The organism is Rahnella inusitata, from assembly GCF_018288855.1.
GTDB lineage: Bacteria > Pseudomonadota > Gammaproteobacteria > Enterobacterales > Enterobacteriaceae > Rahnella > Rahnella inusitata.
In genome coordinates this window covers 120146-140054 of the sequence record NZ_CP065024.1, presented here as the reverse complement: position 1 = coordinate 140054, position 19909 = coordinate 120146, and the positions used below count along the sequence as shown (strand labels likewise).

Below are 19909 nucleotides of genomic sequence, written 5' to 3'. Positions count from 1 at the left end.
CCCCGCATTCTCTTCTCTGAGGCGCACCGCTTATCCGGTGCGCCTTTTTTTTGCCATCTGCCCGTCACTTCCAGTTAACGCTTCTGTCACATCAATGTCATTTAACGGTTATTTTTCTGTCATTTAGCCGTGTCATGTTAGCTCCCGAATCAGAAAATCCTTACACCAACTGACATCACACCAGCCCTCTTCAGGAGACAAGCATGCTTAAGCACGCTGTTACAAAAACGACACTTTGCATCGCACTGGCATTCGCGTTCAGCACCCAGGCGATGGCGGTTACAGAGATTCCGTTCTGGCATTCCATGGACGGCGAGTTAGGCAAAGAAGTGAACTCTCTGGCCGACCGTTTTAACCAGACGCACCCGGATGTCAAAATCGTGCCTGTCTATAAAGGCAAATACGACGAAAGCCTGGCCGCAGGGATTGCCGCATACCGCACCGGTAACGCGCCCGCCATCTTGCAGGTTTATGAAGTCGGCACCGCCACCATGATGGCGAGTAAAGCCATCAAGCCTGTCTATGAAGTGTTCAGCGATGCTGGCCTGAAACAGGACGTCTCCCAGTTCGTGCCGACGGTATCCGGTTATTACTCCGACTCTAAAGGCCGTCTGCTGTCCCAGCCTTTCAACAGCTCCACGCCGGTGCTGTATTACAACAAAGATGCCTTTAAGAAAGCCGGTCTGAACCCGGATCAGCCACCTAAAACCTGGCAGGACATGGCCGTCTATACCCAGAAACTGCGAGAAGCGGGCATGAAGTGCGGTTACGCCAGCGGCTGGCAGGGTTGGATCCAGATTGAGAACTTCAGCGCCTGGCACGGTTTGCCGATCGCCTCTAAAAACAATGGATTCGACGGCACTGATGCGGTTCTGGAATTTAACAAACCAGAGCAAATCAAACATATTCAGATGCTTGAAGACATGAATAAAAAAGGTGACTTCACCTATTTTGGTCGTAAAGACGAGTCCACCGCCAAGTTCTATAACGGCGACTGCGCGATGACCACGGCGTCTTCCGGCTCACTGGCGGATATCCGTCAGTACTCCAAATTCAACTACGGCGTGGGCATGATGCCTTATGACGCGGATGTGAAGGGCGCACCACAAAACGCCATCATCGGCGGCGCGAGCCTGTGGGTGATGAACGGTAAAGACAAAGACACTTACAAAGGCGTCGCCGAATTCCTGCAATACCTGACCACCCCGGAAATCGCCGCCGAATGGCACCAGAAAACCGGCTATCTGCCTGTGACGACCGCCGCGTATGAGCTGACCAAAAAAGAAGGCTTCTACGAGAAGAACCCAGGTTCTGACGTCGCAACCCGCCAGATGCTGAACAAGCCACCGTTAGCGTTCACCAAAGGCCTGCGTCTGGGCAATATGCAGCAGATTCGTACGGTCGTGGACGAAGAGCTGGAAAGCGTGTGGAGCGGTAAGAAAACGGCGAAAGAAGCTTTAGACACTGCGGTACAACGCGGGGATCTTCTTCTGCGCCGCTTCGAGGCTTCGACGAAGTAATTTTTAGCCCCTTCTCCTGCGAAGGGGGTTGGGGTGGGATATTAATGGCAACTCTGAATCAGAGGTTGTCTGCTAAACCCCCTCCCAACCTCCCCCTTCGCAGGGAGAGGAGCTAAATACAAAACCAGCTTGTTTTTCTCCCTCCCCTGCGAAGGGGAGGAGCTAAAAGCCAAATACAAAACTAACCTGGTTTGCACCCGCCCCTTCGCCAGGGAGGGAGCCTTTCAAATCAATGAGTAAACCATTATGAGTTCACACCGTCCCGGTTTTGGTTGCAGCTGGTTGCCTTACGCACTGGTGTTGCCGCAGCTGCTGATCACCGCGATATTTTTCCTGTGGCCTGCCGGTCAGGCGCTGTGGTATTCGGTGCAGACGCTGGATCCGTTCGGGTTATCCAGCCAGTTTGCTGGCATGACTAACTTCACGCAGCTGTTTGCGGATCCGTACTACCTCGAATCCTTCTACACCACGCTAAAATTCAGCTTTATGGTGGCGTTTATCGGGCTGGCAGTGTCGCTGTTTTTCGCCGCGCTGGTCGATCACGTCATTCGCGGCAGCCGTATTTATCAGACGCTGATGATCCTGCCTTACGCCGTCGCACCCGCCGTGGCTGCCGTCTTATGGATGTTTTTATTCAGCCCCGGCCTTGGCCTGATTTCGCATTTCCTGGCGTCGATCGGTTACAACTGGAACCACGCGCAAAACAGCGGACAGGCGATGTTCCTGGTGGTGCTGGCATCGGTCTGGAAGCAGGTCAGCTACAACTTCCTGTTCTTCCTCGCCGCGTTGCAGTCCATTCCCAAATCACTGGTGGAGGCCGCCGCGATTGATGGTGCAGGCCCGGTGCGGCGCTTCTTCAATCTGGTGCTGCCGCTGATTTCGCCGGTCAGTTTCTTCCTGCTGGTGGTGAATCTGGTGTACGCCTTCTTCGATACCTTCCCGGTGATCGACGCCGCGACCGGCGGTGGTCCGGTACAGGCGACGACCACGCTTATCTATAAAGTATACCGTGAAGGTTTCTCCGGTCTGGATCTCTCCAGCTCCGCCGCGCAGTCCGTTATTTTGATGATGCTGGTGATTGGCCTGACGTTCATTCAGTTCCGCTTCGTCGAGCGTAAGGTGCGTTACCAATGATTGAAAACCGCAGAGGGCTGGATTTTTTCAGCCACATCATGCTGCTGCTCGGCGTGCTGGTGATCCTCTTCCCGCTGTACGTCGCGTTTGTCGCAGCGTCTCTGGATAACAAACAGATTTTTGACGTGCCGATGACGCTCATTCCCGGCACGCATTTATGGGAAAACATCAGCGCCATCTGGACGCAGGGCGTCGGCAACAACAGTCCGGCATTCGGACGTCTGCTGATCAACAGCTTCATCATGGCGATCGTCATCACCGTCGGCAAAATCTCTGTCTCAATGCTCTCGGCATTCGCGATCGTCTATTTCCGCTTTCCGCTACGTAACCTGTTCTTCTGGCTTATTTTTATGACGCTGATGTTACCGGTGGAAGTGCGTATTTTCCCGACAGTACAGGTGATCGCTAATCTGCATATGCTCGACAGCTATACCGGCCTGACGCTGCCGCTGATGGCTTCGGCGACCGCGACGTTCCTGTTCCGCCAGTTCTTCATGACCCTGCCGGATGAGCTGCTGGAAGCGGCGCGTATCGACGGCGCGGGTGCGATGCGCTTTTTCTGGGACATCGTGCTGCCGCTGTCGAAAACTAACCTCGCGGCGTTGTTCGTCATCACCTTTATCTATGGCTGGAACCAGTATCTGTGGCCGATTCTGATCACCAGCGATGCCTCGATGGGCACGGCGGTAGCCGGGATTAAAAGCATGATCTCCTCAGGCGACGGCTCGACCCAATGGAATCAGGTGATGGCGGCCATGATCCTGACATTATTGCCACCGCTGGCGGTGGTGCTCCTGATGCAGCGCTGGTTTGTGCGCGGTCTGGTAGACAGTGAGAAGTAAACCGAAATGGCAAATTTGAAATTACAGGCAGTTACTAAGTCTTACGATGGCAAAAACCAGATTATCCAGAGTATCGATCTGGACGTCGCCGATGGAGAGTTCATCGTCATGGTCGGACCGTCCGGTTGCGGGAAATCCACGCTGCTGCGCATGGTCGCCGGGCTGGAGCGCACTACCTCCGGCGATATCTACATCAACGACCAGCGCGTCACCGAGCTGGAACCCAAAGATCGCGGCATCGCGATGGTATTCCAGAACTACGCGCTGTATCCGCACATGACCGTGTTCGACAACATGGCCTATGGCCTGAAAATTCGCGGTTTCGGCAAAGCGCAGATCCTCGCGCGCGTTGAAGAAGCCGCGCGTATTCTTGAACTCGGCCCGCTGCTCAAACGCAAACCACGTGAACTTTCCGGCGGCCAGCGTCAGCGCGTAGCCATGGGGCGCGCTATCGTGCGTGAACCGGCAGTTTTCCTGTTCGACGAACCCTTGTCTAACCTGGACGCCAAACTGCGTGTACAGATGCGCCTCGAGCTGCAACAACTGCACCGCCGGCTGCGCACCACCAGCCTGTACGTGACGCACGATCAGGTCGAAGCCATGACCCTGGCCGAGCGGGTGATCGTGATGAACAAAGGCATCGCCGAGCAAATCGGCACCCCGTCGGAAGTCTATCGCCGCCCGGCAAGCCTGTTCGTTGCCAGTTTTATCGGCTCACCGGCGATGAATTTGCTGCCCGGTCAGCTCGCCTCGGACGGCACGTCGCTGGTGATGGAAGACGGTTTCGAATTGCCGCTGCAAGTCCCGCGCCCGGAATGGGGCGGCCGCGAGTTGACCCTGGGCATTCGTCCGGAACATATTCAGCTGACAGAGGATCAACAAAGCGGGATCCCGATGGTACTCAATACGCTGGAACTGCTGGGCGCGGATAACCTGGCGCACGGCAAACTGGCAGGCAGCGGCGTCGTGGTGCGCTTATCGCATGAAGTGTTCCCGACGGCGGGTTCGCTGTTACGCTTGGCTTTCCCGGCGAAAGCGTTACACTTTTTCGATACTCACAGCGGATTACGGATGGAATGAATATGAAAGCCTGGCCTTATCCTCGCATTGTGGCGCATCGTGGCGGCGGCGCACTGGCACCAGAAAACACGCTGGCCGCCATTGATGTGGGCGCGAAATACGGTCATACGATGATCGAATTCGACGCCAAACTGGCGCAGGGCGGGGAAATCTTCCTGCTGCATGACGATACCCTGAACCGCACCAGCAATGGCTGGGGCGTGGCGGGTGAGCAGCCGTGGGAGAAACTTCAGCAACTCGACGCCGGTGACTGGTACAGCGCCGCGTTTAAAGGCGAAAAATTGCCTTTGCTGGCGCAGGTAGCCGAACGCTGTGCGCGCCACCACATGATGGTGAACATCGAAATTAAACCGACCACCGGTCTGAATGAAAAAACAGGCACTGACATCGCGCTCGCTGCCCGTGAGCTGTGGAAAGATCAGAGCGTTCCGCCGCTGCTCTCCTCTTTCGAATTCGACGCGCTGGTCGCCGCCAAAAAAGCCGCCCCTGAACTCCCGCGCGGATTACTCATCGACGAATGGCACGAAAACTGGAATGCGTTGACCGACGAACTGGAATGCGTGTCTTTGCACCTCAATCACAAACTGCTCAGTGAAGCGCGCGTAAACGCGATCAAAGCCGCTGGCCTGCATATTCTGGTATACACGGTGAATAACCCCGAGCGCGCGCGCGAACTCCTGCGCTGGGGCGTGGATTGCATCTGTACGGATAAGATTGATGTGATCGGGCCGGATTTTGAATAAAACGTGGTGGTAACAGGCGGGATCAGGCGTGGAAGACACCACGCCTGATAAAAAATTACGGCGTCTGATTCAATTTCTGATTCAGCGTCTGGTTATTCTGCTGGATCTGCAACCGTTGCTGATTGCTCTGGATTTGCGAACGTAGTTTGAGTTGCTGTTGTTGCTGATTACTGCGCAGATCCTGCTCCTGCTGACGCTTCTGCATTTGCTGGTTATTCTGCTGCTGTTGCTGCATACGCTGTTGCGACGGATTGGTCAGCAGCGGATCGTTCGGATTCGGCACCTTCTCAACGGCACCGGCAGCGTGAACGGCCAACAGCAATGGCAGTGCGGCGATCATTCCATATAAGCGTTTCATCGGTTCATCCTCCATTTCCAGTCATCCCTTAAGTGTATGCCATCACATCCCCGAGCGCGGCATTTGAGGGCACGTTTCCCTCAAAGCGTGGTGCGGCTCTCGTTTGTTCTATAATTAATCAGATGTAAACCACCTTCGCATCCCGCATTGTTTCTCATTCGGCTACAATCGTCCATCTTTCACATTTTAGGGCTCAACTGCCGTGCCTTTACTCATTATCACCACCATTTTGTGGGCCTTTTCCTTCAGTCTGATCGGCGTTTATCTCGCCGGACAGGTCGACAGCGTCTTCGCCGTGTTGGTCCGTCTGGGGCTGGCGGCGCTGGTGTTCCTGCCGTTCCTGCGCTGGAAAGGCTATGCGCTTACCACCATCTTGCTGTACATGGCGGTCGGTGCGATGCAGCTTGGGATCATGTATCTCATCAGCTTCGAAGCCTATCTGTACTTGTCAGTGCCGGAATTCCTGCTGTTTACCGTGATGACGCCGTTGTACGTGACGCTGATTTATGATCTCATCAGTGGCCGCAAAATCCGTATTGGCTATGCACTCAGCGCACTGCTGGCGGTGGCAGGTGCGGCGATTATCCGTTACGACCACATCAGCGAGCATTTCATCATCGGGCTGTTGCTGGTACAGGCGGCGAATATCTGTTTTGCCATCGGGCAGGTGGGATACAAACGTCTGATGGAAACCCGTCCGGTACCGCAGCATACGGCCTTTTCCTGGTTCTACATCGGGGCGCTGATGTGCGCCGTGGTGGCGTGGTTCCTGTGGGGTAATCCGCAGAAATTGCCGACCACGGAGTTGCAATGGGGGATTCTGGTGTGGTTAGGCGTTGGCGCGTCGGGCCTGGGATATTTCATGTGGAACTACGGTGCGACGCAGGTGGATGCCGGAACGCTCGGGATTATGAACAACTTTCACGTCCCGGCCGGGCTGTTAGTGAATCTGGCTATCTGGCAACAGCAGCCACACTGGCCGAGCTTTATTCTGGGCGCTGCGGTGATTATGTCCTCACTGTGGGTGCACCGGCGTTGGGTCGTGCCGCATCGCGAACAAACGGCAGATGATCGCACGCGTGCTGCCTCGCCGAACGAATAAACGCTTCCGTGACCGGCTGACGCTGCTCGCCATCACGCACGGCGGCGTATAGCCGGCTCCATAAGCCATCGCCCAGGGTTTTGGTTACCACCAGACCCTGGCGCTCAAAACTCTCCACCACCCAATGTGGCAGCGCCGCAATTCCCATTCTCGCCGACACCATCTGAATCAATAACAACGTGTTATCGACGCTTTTCAGCGACGGGCTGACGCCTGCCGGTTGCAGGAAATGCCGCCAGATATCCAGCCGCTGGCGCTGCACCGGATAAATCATCAGCGTTTCACTGCTCAGATCTTCCGGCGTGATGACGGCCTGGGTCGCGAGCGGATGATCCGGTGCCAGCACCAGACGGACTTCAAAATCAAACATCGGCGAATAGTGCAAACCGCTGCGCGGCAGAATATCGGACGTCAATACGAGGTCCAGCTCGCCCTGTTGCAGCGCCGGTTGCGGGTCAAACGTCACGCCGGATTTGAAATCCATCATCACCTGCGGCCAGTTCTGATGGAAGTTGTCCAGCGCGGGCGTCAGCCACTGAATGCAGCTGTGGCATTCGATGGCGATACGCAGTGAAGTCTGATGCGGTTCATTACACGCCTGCAATGCCTGCTGGATTTGTGGCAGCACCTGCTCTGCCAGATTGAGCATGATTTCACCCTGCGGCGTAAACCGCAGCGGCTGGCTTTTGCGCACAAATAATCTGAAACCCAGCCGTTGCTCGAGGTCACTGAACTGGTGAGACAGGGCCGATTGTGTCTGATGAAGCTGCGAGGCGGCAGCGGCCAGTGACCCGGTGTTGCGCAGTGCTTGCAACGTTCGCAGGTGTTTCAGTTCGATCATGAGAGTCCTTCACTGTGACATGAATAATTTGCGCTTGTGCAATATACAGTACCTGCGGATTATGGATGTGTAAACATCTGGACGGCTAAACAGGAATTAAAAAGATGACGATACTGAATCACACACTGGGTTTTCCACGCGTTGGTCTGCGTCGTGAACTTAAAAAAGCGCAAGAAAGCTACTGGGCAGGTCATTCCACTCAGGAAGAACTGCTGGCAACCGGACGCGAACTGCGCGCCCGCCACTGGAAACAACAGGCCGATGCGGGTGTGGATCTGCTGCCTGTCGGCGATTTTGCCTGGTACGATCACGTACTGACCACCAGCCTGTTGCTGGGTAACGTGCCTGCACGTCACCAGAATGCTGACGGGTCTGTCGATATCGATACCTTATTCCGTCTTGGCCGTGGCCGTGCACCGACCGGTAAACCGGCTGCCGCTGCGGAAATGACGAAATGGTTTAACACCAACTATCACTACATGGTGCCGGAATTCGTGAAAGGTCAGCAGTTCAAACTGACCTGGACGCAACTGCTGGAAGAAGTGGACGAAGCACTGGCGCTCGGCCACAAAGTGAAACCGGTTCTGCTCGGCCCGCTGACATACCTGTGGCTCGGCAAAGTGAAAGGCGAGCAGTTCGACCGTCTTTCGCTGATTAACGATATTCTGCCGGTTTATCAGCAAGTACTGGCCGAACTGGCAAAACGCGACATCGAGTGGGTGCAGATTGATGAACCTGCGCTGGTACTGGAACTGCCGCAGGAATGGCTCGATGCCTATAAACCGGCGTATGAGCAATTGCAGGGCCACACCAAACTGCTGCTGACGACCTATTTCGACAGCGTCGGCCATAACCTCGACACTGTTCGTCAGTTGCCGGTTCAGGGCCTGCACATTGATGCGGTTGCCGGTTGCGATGACCTGAAAACGGTGATCAACGCGCTGCCAAAAGACTGGCTGATTTCACTGGGCGTAATCAACGGTCGTAACGTCTGGCGTGCGGATCTGAGCACCTGGTTCGACCGCCTGAAACCACTGATTGAAGGCCGCCATGTCTGGATCGGCAGCTCCTGTTCATTGCTGCACAGCCCGATCGACCTAAGCGTCGAAAGCCGTCTGGATGATGAAGTGAAAAGCTGGTTCGCGTTTGCCCTGCAAAAATGTGCCGAGCTGTCACTGCTGACGTCTGCGTTGAATAATCCGACCGCAGAAGCACAGCAAAAACTGGCGGAATACAGCGCGCCAATTCGCGCCCGTCGTGAATCGACCCGTGTGAATAATCCCGCCGTCGGTAAACGCGTTGCGGCTATTACGGCCGCTGATATCGAGCGTCCAAACGTTTACACCAGGCGTGCTGTCGCACAACGTGCCCGTTTCAACCTGCCGGCATGGCCGACAACGACTATCGGTTCATTCCCGCAAACCACGGAAATCCGTGGCCTGCGTCTGGATTTCAAACAAGGCCGTCTGGATAGCGCCAAATACCGTACCGGTATCAGCGAACATATCAGGCAAGCCATTAAAGAACAGGAACGTCTGGGCATTGACGTACTGGTTCACGGCGAAGCGGAACGTAACGACATGGTCGAATACTTCGGCGAGCATCTGGATGGCTTTGTGTTCACGCAAAACGGCTGGGTACAGAGCTACGGTTCCCGCTGCGTGAAACCGCCGGTCATCATCGGCGACGTCAGCCGTCCGGAAGCGATCACCGTCGAATGGGCGAAGTACGCACAATCGCTGACCGAAAAACCGGTCAAAGGCATGCTCACCGGCCCGATCACTATCCTTTGCTGGTCCTTCCCGCGCGAAGACGTCAGCCGCGAAACCATTGCCAAGCAAATTGGTCTGGCGCTGCGCGACGAAGTGGAAGATCTGGAAAAAGCCGGTATCGGCATCATCCAGATTGACGAACCTGCACTGCGCGAAGGCCTGCCGCTGCGCAAGTCTGAGTGGAATGCGTATCTGCGCTGGGCGGTAGACGCGTTCAAACTGAACGCCGCCATTGCGAAAGATGACACGCAGATCCACACCCACATGTGTTATTGCGAATTCAACGACATCATGGATTCGATTGCAGCGCTGGATGCGGATGTGATCACTATCGAAACCTCGCGTTCTGATATGGATCTGATCGAAACCTTCAAAGAATTCGATTACCCGAATGAAATCGGACCCGGTGTTTACGACATTCACTCGCCAAACGTGCCAAGCGTGGAGTGGATCGAAAACCTGCTGCGTAAAGCGGCGGACAGTATCCCGGCAGAGCGCCTGTGGGTGAACCCGGACTGTGGCCTGAAAACGCGTGGCTGGCCGGAAACCCGCGAGTCGCTGGAAAACATGGTGAAAGCGGCTAAGCGTCTGCGTGCAGAGAAAATCTGACCGGATGTGAGTAAAGAGTACGTTGGTGGAAGTATGTCGGTGAATCGCCGACACGTTGGGCTCCGGGGCTGTATACCCGGAGCCCTTTTTTTATCGTTCATTCGTACTTTGTTACGACTCTTTCAGCCCGCGGCATACGGCGGCTGGAGCGTGATTGAGGGGGGTTTGACGGGCCGCTTTCTACAAAGCCCGGCTTTCTCCACTAGGCTTAATACAGGTTTCAACTCATTAAGACAGGGAGAGAACATGAACCGATTTACAGACAAAGTGGTTGTCGTTACCGGCGCGGGTTCAGGTATGGGCGCAGCTTCCGCCCAGCGTTTTGCCAAAGAGGGCGCGATTGTTGTGCTGGTCGGGCGAACCAAAGAAAAGCTCGAGAAAGTGGCCAGCACGTTAAGCAGCACGCAGTATTATATTCATCTGGCAGATGTGTCTTCGGCGCAGGACGTTGAACGCATGGCCTCGGTCATCGAAGATAAATTTGGCCGCGTGGATGTGCTGGTAAACGGCGCAGGTGTCGTGGTGCAGGGCAAGGTCACCGAAGCGAGTCTCGATGACTGGCAAAAAATCATGGCGATCGACCTGAGCGGCGTCTTCTACTGTACCCGCTTCTTCATGCCCGCGCTGATTAAAAGCAAAGGTAACATCGTCAACATTTCATCGGTCTCCGGTATGGGTGGCGACTGGGGAATGAGCTTTTACAACGCGGCCAAAGGTGGCGTGACCAACTTTACCCGTTCGATTGCGATGGATCACGGCAAAGACGGCGTGCGCGTTAACGCGGTTTGCCCGTCACTGACGTTTACCGAGATGGCGGCCGGGATTAAAGACAACCAGCCGCTGCTGGATAAATTCGCTGAACGCATCCCGCTTGGCCGTGGCGCAGAGCCGGAAGAAATCGCTGATGTAATAGCCTTTCTCGCCAGCCACGATGCGCGATTCGTCACCGGCGTGAATCTGCCGGTGGACGGTGGCCTGAGTGCGTCCAATGGCCAGCCTCCGCAAGCCTGAATATTTACAGCCCTTAAAGATATTTATGGCTCACTGTGCCCGCCTTAAGGCTGGCCAGTGAGCCGTTTTCCATCGTTCCTCGCAAATCTGCGAGTTCCCTTTCTGCCTTCAGCCGGGGTTAGTTATCATAGCCAGATTATGCTGAGAGGTAGCCCGATCATGACCCATCCACTTTTTTCTGTTTTATCTCCGGTACTTGAAGACGCCACAGGGATCCGCCAAGTCTATTTCGCCGGTGCCCAGCATCCGGTGCCCGCGCTGGCGTATCAGGTGGATTTTCCGCGTCTGGAACTGATTCTGGATGGCGAGCAGATGATGGAATGGGAAGACGAGCAGGGCAAAAGTCAGGCGACGCGAATGCTGGCGGGCGATGTATTGTTCGTTCCGGCAAAAGGCTGGAACAGCCCCCAGTGGCAAAAGCCGGTGCGGACGCTGAGTATTTTGTTTGGCAAACAGCAGCTTGGATTTAGCCTGCTTCACTGGGATGGTACAGGTTTTGAGGGGAGCGAAAAGGGCAATATTGGCAGGCGCGGACCTCGTGTCGGCGCGTTTATGTTACAGGCGTTGAATGAACTGGCGTGGCACCGAAGCGATCAGCAAACGGCACAGTTTTTGGTAAAAGGGTTGCTGAGCCATACGCTGGATCTGTTCAGCTCTTCGGTTCAGACCGCGTCGCGTAGTCAGGCGCTGTTCACGGCGATCCGCCAGCACATCGAAGAATATTATCGTGAGCCGCTGACCCGCGATTCCGTCGCCAAAGCGTTTTATATCTCACCGAATTATCTGTCGCATCTGTTCCAGAAAAGCGGCGGAGTCGGGCTAAATGAATATCTGAATTATGTGCGGCTGGAGCAGGCAAAAAATCTGCTGAAAGGCTACGACATGAAGGTGAAAGAAGTCGCTCATGCCTGCGGGTTTGTCGACAGCAACTATTTTTGCCGCCAGTTTAAGAAAAGCACCGAGCGCTCGCCTTCAGAGTATCGCCGGCAATACCGTAGCCAGTTGGAACAAGCACACCCCTGACTAGGGTAAAACGATCTGCGTACCCTGCGGCGAGGTGGCGATTTTTTTGACAGCAGCCATCACTTTTTCCGGCGTGCGCAAAAATGTATGCATACCCGTCTGAACGCAGCGACTGTGGGAAAAGCGCTCGCGGTTTTCAAGCTGGATCTCGGTGACCAGCAGGACAATATCCGCTTGCGCAATATCGCTTTCTGAAAGCGAATTTTCGATGCCCAGGGCGCCCTGCGTTTCCACTTTTACCTGCCATTTTTCCTGCGCACTGAGCTTTTCCAGACGCTCTGCCGCCATGTACGTATGCGCCACACCGCTGATGCACGCCGTGACGGCGACCAATTTCAATGACATTGCTATGCCCCTTTGTCGGAAATCATTGATCCGGTGCTTAACACCCTAGCCACCCAGCGTGACCCGATATCCGTAGCTTTCCGCCAGCGCACGATAAAGCGCAAGGGTTTCTGCTTCAGGCACCGGCGTTTTGTGCATGGAATAGATTTTCCCCAGCAGCGGATACTTGGCTTCACCGTATTTGTGGAAGGGTAACAGATGGATTTCATTTAAGTGGAAGGGTTTAAGGAAATCCAGGATCTGTTGCATGTTTTCGGGCTTCAGGGTGTAACCGGGGATCAGTGGTAAACGGGGCAGCAGCTTCACGCCGCGCCGGGCAAGTTCACTGAAATTCTCCAGCACGCGTGGCTGATTCATGTTGAGAATGGAACGTGCCAGTGACGGATCCATTATTTTGAAATCAAACAAAACCTGATCGCAGCGATCGGCCAGCGCAAGCAGGTGATCCCGCGGCGCATCGCCTGCCGTTTCGATAGCCGTATGAATGCCCAGAGCCTGTAGCTCCTGCAATAACGCGCTGGCAAAAGCATGTTGCATCAGCACTTCACCACCCGAAAGCGTGACGCCGCCGCCGGACGAGCGGAAAAACACCTCGTCCTTCAGCAGACGTTTCATGAGTTCTGGCAGCGTAATGTCTTCGCCGACATATTCCATCGCACCGCTGGGGCATTCATCCGGATCCTGCAGGCATGTCCGGCAGTTGAGGCATTTCGCCTGCCGTTTGATGACGTGTATGCGTGGCGACATAGACTCGGGATTAGCGCACCACGGGCAGCGGTGCGGGCATCCTTTGAAGAAAACAAGGGTACGAATACCCTGGCCGTCGTTAAGTGAAAACCGCTGAATGTTGAAGATGCGTCCGCGCAGGGTGTTATCTGCGACGGTCCTTTTTACGACGATGGGGATGCGCAGCTCAGAGCTGATGCGCGGTTCGGCCGATAATGTCATCCTGAATCTCCTTTGACAGCTCGACGAAGAATGCGCTGTAGCCTGCTACCCTGACGACCAGCCCCGCGAAATCCTGCGGACGCTTTTGCGCTTCGCGCAGTTGCTCTGCATTGACTACGTTAAATTGCACATGCTGCAATTTTAGGCGGGTGAATGCGCCGAGGAAATCTGCCAACTTGTTCAGCCCCTGATGACCTTCGAGCGTCGACGGCGTGAATTTCACATTCAGTAGCGTACCGTTGGAAAGCAGCGTGTTATCGAGTTTGCTGACCGATTTCAGTACGGCAGTCGGCCCTTGATGATCTTGCCCCAGCATTGGTGAAAGCCCGCCGTCGGCCAGCTGTTCACCGGCATAGCGGCCATCCGGCGTCGCGCCGACCACCGCGCCTAATGGCACATGAGCTGAAACCGTATAGGAGCCCGGCGTGAATTGCCCGCCGCGCGGATTACGGTATTGCTCGACTTCTTTGCAGTAATAACGCAGCAAATCGGCGCTGATGAGATCAACTTCATCGACATCGTTGCCGTATTTTTCAAAGCGATTAATCAGACGGGCTCGAATGGCGCGACCTTCTTCGCTGGCAAAATTTTCTTTCAGTGACGCCAGTAACTCATCAAATGTCAGACGTTGCTGGTCAAAAACCATGCCTTTCAGCGCATGCAGGGAATTGCTGAGGTTGGCGATGCCAATTCCCTGAACGCCGGAGAAGTTGTAGCGTGCGCCGCCTGCGGTGATGTCTTTGCCGCTCTCCAGACAACCTTCAATAAATGAAGAGAGCAGCGGAACGGGCGCCCAGTCGCGGTGGCCGATGTCGCAGATGTTGCTGCCCTGCGCCATCAGTTTGACGTAGTGGCTGATTTTCTGGCAGATCTTTTCCACCAGATCCTGGTAGGTGATCGCCGCATTACCTTCGTTTTCATGCAGTGTTAATTCCATCACTTTCAGCAGATTAAACATGGCGATATCGTGCAGCCCGTAAGTTTTCCCTGGAATCGACAGTTCCACACAGCCCACAACGGCATAATCCCGTGCATCTTCGAGCCGCACACCGCGGTTAAGAAACGCGGGCACTACCACTTCATCATTAAAAATTTGCGGTATGCCGGTGCCGAGACGAATGGTTTCGGCTGTTTTCAGCAGGAACGGGCGGTCAATGAGTTCATTTACCCGCACGCCGAGATTGGGCTGTGGCAGGCAGATGCTCTGGTAGGCATCCAGACACAGGAATGAAAGCACGTTTACGGCGCTGCGCCCGGTTTCAGTAAGGCCACCGAGCAAGATGGTATACCCGGTCGGGAATCCGGCGAAATACCGCGCGCTAGAGGCCGAGCGCAGCAGGACGATGTCGTTGCATTTCACCCACAGGCTTTCCAGCAGTTCTTTGAGGAATGCTGGCGATTCCCCGTGTGACAAGGAATGTTGATAGAACGGTAACATGTACTGATCGAAGCGCCCGAGTGAGAGCGAACTGGCGTTGGATTCGTACTGCAAAATAATATTCATGTACCAGAACAACTGGCAGGCCTGATAGAAATCCTGTGGCTTACTGGCTGAAATATGCAGCGAAATACCGGCGATTCTTTCCAATTCCTGTTTTCTTTGCGGATCTTCACATTCCTCCGCCATCAGCGTCGCCAGCGCGGCGTAACGCAGAATGTGCCGTTTTGCCGCCTGCAACAGAATCAGCGCCGCCTGGTAGAACGCGTTATCTGGCTCCTGTGAAACGTGCTGCTGTAGCCCGGCCACTAAATTATCCAGACCGGTGTTCAGCAGACGCGGATAATCAATAATGATGTGGCCCTGACCTTTGTCGGTCTGGTTGATGCTGAAAATCTGCGTTTTGGTGGCGGCGGTGACCTCTTCCGGCATCTGGCTGTTGATGAAGTCTTTCATCGAACGCGATTCCCAATAAGGGAAAAGCTGCTCACGATAAACCTGTTTATCCTTCGCAGAAATGTTGAAACGATCCTGCGGACGGGTGGAGAAAGCATCCAGCTCTTTGAGCAGCCAGTAGGGATCCATTTCAGGAGAGACGATCCCCGCACGTGGTTTTACCGTGCGATTACCGGCAATCAGTTCGTCTTCGCGCAAAGTAATCTCAACGTGATCCAGAATGTATGCCGTGGCCTTCGCACGGCGAAGAAGCGTCGGTTCACCCTCAGTCTTTCGATGGCTTGCGGTATACAGCAAGGCGCGTTCCAGCGAGATTTCACGCGGGCTGGCGAAAAGCGCGGCTTTCAGACGATCGATGCGGGAAGTCATCCTGTTCTCCTTAAATTCAATCCGTGACAGCCGTGTTCTTGAGGTGTGCGGCAATCTTTTCCATGATGGCGTCGGCGCGTTTGACTGCGTCACTGATGCCAACGCGCACCGTCATTTTCCCTTTAAAGCGTTCCTCGAATTTGATGCCGATATCTTTGGTGAGAATCACAATGTCCGCAGCGGCCACGTCTTCTGCCGTCAGCTCGTTCTCCAGACCGATTGAGCCCTGCGTTTCCACTTTGCAATCCCAACCTTTAGCTTTGGCTGCACGTTCGATAGCCTCCGCTGCCATGTAGGTATGAGCAACGCCGGACGGGCAGGCGGTAACAGCAATAATGTTGGTCATAATATTTTCCCTGATGTCAGTTAATTTCAAAGTCCAAATCCAGATCAGATTCCTGGTGGTTTTTGGTGGATTGTTTTTTGGCGGCGAGATATTTCAGCAGGTTGAGACACAGGGCGGTCACGATCATGCCAACCAGCAGCGCGCCGATATAAGCAAATTTGCCCTGAACGACGGGCAGTACGATCAGGCCACCCCAGCCCGCATAGCATTCTGCGCCGAGCAATGCAGCGGTGACTGCTGCACAGGCCGAACCGATCATGATGGAAGGAATGACGCGCAGCGGATCAGCGGCGGCGAAAGGGATTGCGCCCTCAGTGATGCCGACGCAGCCCATTAACATGGCCGCTTTGCCCGCTTCACGTTCCTCTGTGGAGTAAAACTTGCGACCAATCAGGGTGGCGAAACCGACGCCAAGGGGAGGTGTGGCGATAGCGACCGCAGCAATGGCAACGACGGTATACACGCCCTGCGCGACGCAGATCAGCATAAATGCGTAGGCAACCTTATTCACAGGCCCGCCCATGTCGAAGGCCAGCATCAGCCCCATAATGATAGCGAGTACCACAATGCTGCCTTGTTGCATCCCTTGCAGCCAGTGGGTGAGCGAGGTAGTCAGCAGCCCGACAGGTTCGCCCAGGCCCCACATCATGATCCCCGCCGTCAGCAAGGTGCCGACGATCGGGATCACAAAGATCGGCATCACAGAGCGCAGGATCTTCGGTACAGGGATCTTTTTGAGATAGAAAACGATAATGCCGCCCAGCAGGCCGGCGATGATCGCCCCGAAAAAGCCTGCGCCAAAGGAAGCGCCCACCCAGGCACCGATGGCAGCAGGTGCCAGCGCTGAGCGGTCAGCGATGGAGTAACCGATGTAGGCGGCCAGAAAAGGTACCATCAGGGTCAGACCGGCAACGCCGATATCAAACAGTTTTTTCAGATTCGGATCGGTTAAGGCATCCGGCACAGCACCTTTACCGTAAAGCATGACAGAGATGGCCAGCAAAATGCCGCCCGCGACCACAAAAGGAATCATGTGTGAGACGCCAGTCATCAGGTGCTGGCGGGTATTTTTTAGAATATTGAGCAAGTCTTTCATGATTAGCTCCTGGAGCTTCCGGTGTCGGGCGTAACGATCACAAATATCAGGGCTTCTTTTGGTGAAAAAGCGCAGATACTAAAAGGGTATCGACGACAACAATAGGCTGAGGGCGGTGGCGCTAATAGTGGACAGATTTGTGTTTTACTGGACTTTTGTAATGTTCGATCGAAAATGCGAGCGGCTTCAAATAACCCGAGATAAGGGGAGGTTTATCGACTCCTGTACAGTGTGAGCTGTCTCGCAAAAAGCGGGATACATTACATTTATCCAGTGTTTGTCATTTTTGTCTCGTAGTCAGCATGAGCCTCGGGACCCTATTCTGCGAGTGCCGGTAATGATCACCGGCATCTGGGATGAGGATTCAGAAATGACCAAGAAGTTGAGCTTCACCTGCGTACTGGTTAATGGGGTTCATGCTCGTCCGGCGAGCCATATAGAATCGTTGTGCAACGGATTTGAATCGACGTTTCAATGGTATAACACTCGCACTGACCGTGTTGCTGACGGTAAAAGTGTGTTGTCGCTGATTGGCGCAGACATTCTGTCTGGCGATGAATGCCATGTGACGGTCGAAGGTGTTGACGAAGTGGCAGCACTGGCAGCGCTGGCGCATTTCATCGAGCATCAGTTTCCGCTGTGTGATGAAGCCCTTCCTGAACACGATCAAACCGCAGATCGTGAGCCTCTCCCCGAATCCCTGACGCATCTTTCCCCGGTGATTTACCGCGCCCGTTCCGTCAGTGAAGGCTGTGCGCTGGGCAAACTGGTTAATCTCTCCAACGTGAATCTGGCGGCATTGACTGATTTGCCTGCGTCTCAAGGCAAGGATAAAGAACAAAGTTTGCTTTCCGGCGGGCTGGCACAGCTCGAAAAATCTATTGAATTACAGCTAATGGAAGGCAGCTGCACCATTACCGCTGTGCTTGAAGCGCATCGTTCTTTGCTTCGCGATAACAGCCTGCGCGACGCGTTGCTAAGCCATGTGATGGAAGGAAAAAGCTGCGCGCAGAGCATTGTGGAAACCGCCGCGCATTTCAGTGCGCAACTCGCAAAATCGTCCAGCGCTTATCTGCGCGAACGGGAACTGGATATTCGTGATGTCAGTTTCCAGCTGTTGCAGCATATTTACGGCGAAGCGCAGTTTGCTTCCCAGCAAACCCTCAGTGAAGCCAGCATCTGTCTGGCGGATGAACTGACCCCCAGCCAGTTTCTCGAACTGGATAAAAAGCATCTGAAAGGCCTGCTGCTCGGCAGCGGCGGCAGTACGTCCCATACGGTTATTCTCGCGCGATCGTTCAATATTCCTACGCTGGTAGGTGTCGACCCTCAGCCTTTGCAGGTTTATCTGCGTCAGGACGTGCAAATCGACGGCGATCTGGGGCTGATAGCCTGCGCGCTGACGGAGCCTGTGCGTCGTTATTACCGTCAGGAGCAGGCCGTCCATCAGGCATTGCGCCAGCAGCAGAGCGTATATCTCTACAAACCGGGCTATACCGCGGATGGCGTGCGGATGGAAGTGGCGGCGAACATTGCGCATTCAGTCGAAGCCAGTGCCGCTTTCAGCAACGGCGCGGAAGCGGTCGGCCTCTTCCGTACAGAAATGCTGTATATGGATCGCGTCAGTGCGCCTTCGGAAGACGAGTTGTACAACATTTACTGTCAGGCGACGGAAGCGGCGAAAGGAAAAACCATTATCGTGCGGACGATGGATATCGGTGGAGATAAGCCGGTTCATTATCTGAATATTCCTGCTGAGAATAACCCGTTCCTTGGTTATCGCGCTGTGCGTATTTATCAGGAATTCTTGCCGCTGTTCCACACTCAGCTGCGTTCGATCCTGCGGGCCTCGGCACATGGAACGCTGAAAATCATGATCCCGATGATCTCCTCGATAGAAGAGATTTTATGGATCAAAGATCGTCTGGCAGAAGCCAAACAGTCCCTGCGCAACGAGCAAATCCCTTTCGATGAAAAAATTCAGCTGGGGATCATGCTGGAAGTGCCGTCGGTGATGTTCATCATCGATCAGTGCTGCGAAGAAATTGATTTCTTTAGCATCGGCAGTAACGATCTCACGCAATATCTGCTGGCGGTCGATCGCGATAACGCAAAAGTGACCCGTCATTACAACAGCCTGAATCCGGCGTTCCTGCGCGGCCTCGATCATGTTGTGCGCGAAGTGCATCGTCACGGTAAATGGATAGGGCTGTGCGGTGAACTGGGTGCGAAAGGCTCGGTGTTGCCGCTGTTGGTTGGGCTGGGGCTGGATGAAATCAGCATGAGCGCACCGTCGATTCCGGTCACCAAAGCGCGGTTGTCGAAACTCGACAGTCGCGAATGCCGTCTGTTGCTCAACCGCGCGATGCAGTGCCGCACGTCGCTGGAAGTTGAACACCTGCTGGCGCAGTTCCGTATGGAGGTGAACGACGCGCCGCTGATCACTGCGGAATGCGTGGCGCTGAATACCGACTGGCGCAGTAAAGAAGAAGTTATCAAAGGCATGGTCGATAACCTGATGCTGGCCGGTCGCTGCCGTTATCCGCGCAAACTCGCCGCCGACGTCTGGGCACGCGAAGCGGTATTTTCCACCGGTCTTGGTTTCGGCTTTGCCATTCCGCACACCAAATCTGAACACATCGAGCAATCGACCATCAGCGTGGCGAAATTACAGGAGCCGGTGCAATGGGGTGATGAAGAGGCGCAGTTTGTCATCATGCTGACCCTCAACAAACACGCCGCGGGTGACCAGCATATGCGGATTTTCTCAAAGCTGGCGCGCCGGATTATGCACGACAGTTTCCGCGATGCGTTAATGCAGTCAACGACGGCGGTGCAAATCGAAGCGCTGCTGAAACAAGAGCTTGAACTCTGAC

General features: G+C 54.7%; 17 protein-coding genes. 10 read left to right on the top strand and 7 right to left on the bottom strand.

Annotated elements, in window-relative coordinates:
* Positions 1–203: 203 nt before the first annotated feature.
* The 5 genes from ugpB (at position 204) to ugpQ (ending at position 5319) form a co-directional block, all read left to right on the top strand.
* A complete protein-coding gene (ugpB, locus tag I2123_RS00620) occupies positions 204–1520 on the top strand; it encodes a sn-glycerol-3-phosphate ABC transporter substrate-binding protein UgpB (protein ID WP_213051578.1) in 1317 nt (438 codons plus the stop codon).
* A 246-nt stretch (positions 1521–1766) separates the two neighbouring features.
* Positions 1767–2654 carry a sn-glycerol-3-phosphate ABC transporter permease UgpA gene (ugpA, locus tag I2123_RS00615; protein WP_112165592.1) on the top strand — a complete coding sequence of 296 codons (888 nt, stop codon included), beginning with the start codon at positions 1767–1769 and terminating at the stop codon, positions 2652–2654.
* Positions 2651–3496, top strand: a complete 846-nt coding sequence (gene ugpE / locus I2123_RS00610; RefSeq protein ID WP_213051577.1) for a sn-glycerol-3-phosphate ABC transporter permease UgpE — start codon at positions 2651–2653, stop codon at positions 3494–3496. Before ugpA ends, ugpE begins: the two co-directional genes overlap by 4 nt.
* Positions 3497–3502: 6 nt before the next feature.
* The gene (locus I2123_RS00605) at positions 3503–4576 is read left to right on the top strand and encodes a sn-glycerol-3-phosphate import ATP-binding protein UgpC (protein ID WP_213051576.1); all 1074 of its coding nucleotides are present in this window, start codon (positions 3503–3505) and stop codon (positions 4574–4576) included.
* A gap of 2 nt (positions 4577–4578) precedes the next feature.
* On the top strand, positions 4579–5319 hold the full coding sequence (gene ugpQ / locus I2123_RS00600; RefSeq protein WP_213051575.1) for a glycerophosphodiester phosphodiesterase: 741 nt from the start codon (positions 4579–4581) through the stop codon (positions 5317–5319).
* Between the two features lie 55 nt (positions 5320–5374).
* On the opposite strand, the gene I2123_RS00595 is transcribed toward ugpQ, so the two are convergent.
* Entirely contained in the window at positions 5375–5677 is a 303-nt protein-coding gene (locus I2123_RS00595; protein WP_112165631.1) for a DUF2756 domain-containing protein, read from the bottom strand.
* Between the two features lie 202 nt (positions 5678–5879).
* On the opposite strand from I2123_RS00595, the gene I2123_RS00590 reads away from it, so the two are divergent.
* The gene (locus tag I2123_RS00590; RefSeq protein WP_213051574.1) at positions 5880–6779 is read left to right on the top strand and encodes a carboxylate/amino acid/amine transporter; all 900 of its coding nucleotides are present in this window, start codon (positions 5880–5882) and stop codon (positions 6777–6779) included.
* Here I2123_RS00590 and metR read toward each other — a convergent pair.
* Positions 6685–7620, bottom strand: a complete 936-nt coding sequence (metR, locus tag I2123_RS00585; protein WP_112165602.1) for an HTH-type transcriptional regulator MetR — start codon at positions 7618–7620, stop codon at positions 6685–6687. The two genes, I2123_RS00590 and metR, sit on opposite strands and share 95 nt — an antisense overlap.
* A 104-nt stretch (positions 7621–7724) precedes the next feature.
* Here metR and metE point away from each other — a divergent pair, with 104 nt between their 5' ends.
* The 3 genes from metE (at position 7725) to I2123_RS00570 (ending at position 12035) form a co-directional block, all read left to right on the top strand.
* Complete coding sequence (gene metE / locus I2123_RS00580) at positions 7725–10001, top strand: 5-methyltetrahydropteroyltriglutamate--homocysteine S-methyltransferase (RefSeq protein ID WP_213051573.1); 2277 nt, start codon at positions 7725–7727, stop codon at positions 9999–10001.
* Between the two features lie 246 nt (positions 10002–10247).
* Complete coding sequence (gene budC / locus I2123_RS00575) at positions 10248–11012, top strand: meso-2,3-butanediol dehydrogenase (RefSeq protein WP_213051572.1); 765 nt, start codon at positions 10248–10250, stop codon at positions 11010–11012.
* Between the two features lie 159 nt (positions 11013–11171).
* A complete protein-coding gene (locus I2123_RS00570; RefSeq protein WP_213051571.1) occupies positions 11172–12035 on the top strand; it encodes an AraC family transcriptional regulator in 864 nt (287 codons plus the stop codon).
* On the opposite strand, the gene I2123_RS00565 is transcribed toward I2123_RS00570, so the two are convergent.
* Genes I2123_RS00565 through I2123_RS00545 form a run of 5 tightly spaced genes read right to left on the bottom strand, consistent with a single transcriptional unit; the run spans position 12036 to position 17033 of the window.
* Positions 12036–12380, bottom strand: a complete 345-nt coding sequence (locus tag I2123_RS00565) for a PTS fructose-like transporter subunit IIB (RefSeq protein ID WP_213051570.1) — start codon at positions 12378–12380, stop codon at positions 12036–12038. It abuts the gene before it with no gap.
* Between the two features lie 45 nt (positions 12381–12425).
* Positions 12426–13328 (bottom strand): [formate-C-acetyltransferase]-activating enzyme, encoded by a 903-nt coding sequence (locus tag I2123_RS00560; RefSeq protein ID WP_213051569.1) that lies wholly within the window; start codon positions 13326–13328, stop codon positions 12426–12428.
* Positions 13294–15591, bottom strand: a complete 2298-nt coding sequence (locus tag I2123_RS00555; protein ID WP_213051568.1) for a formate C-acetyltransferase — start codon at positions 15589–15591, stop codon at positions 13294–13296. Before I2123_RS00555 ends, I2123_RS00560 begins: the two co-directional genes overlap by 35 nt.
* A 16-nt stretch (positions 15592–15607) precedes the next feature.
* Positions 15608–15937, bottom strand: a complete 330-nt coding sequence (locus tag I2123_RS00550) for a PTS fructose-like transporter subunit IIB (protein WP_112165614.1) — start codon at positions 15935–15937, stop codon at positions 15608–15610.
* A gap of 16 nt (positions 15938–15953) precedes the next feature.
* The gene (locus I2123_RS00545) at positions 15954–17033 is read right to left on the bottom strand and encodes a PTS fructose transporter subunit EIIC (protein WP_112165616.1); all 1080 of its coding nucleotides are present in this window, start codon (positions 17031–17033) and stop codon (positions 15954–15956) included.
* 370 nt (positions 17034–17403) lie between these two features.
* Here I2123_RS00545 and ptsP point away from each other — a divergent pair, with 370 nt between their 5' ends.
* On the top strand, positions 17404–19908 hold the full coding sequence (ptsP, locus tag I2123_RS00540) for a phosphoenolpyruvate--protein phosphotransferase (protein WP_213051567.1): 2505 nt from the start codon (positions 17404–17406) through the stop codon (positions 19906–19908).
* The last annotated feature ends 1 nt before the right edge of the window (position 19909 follow it).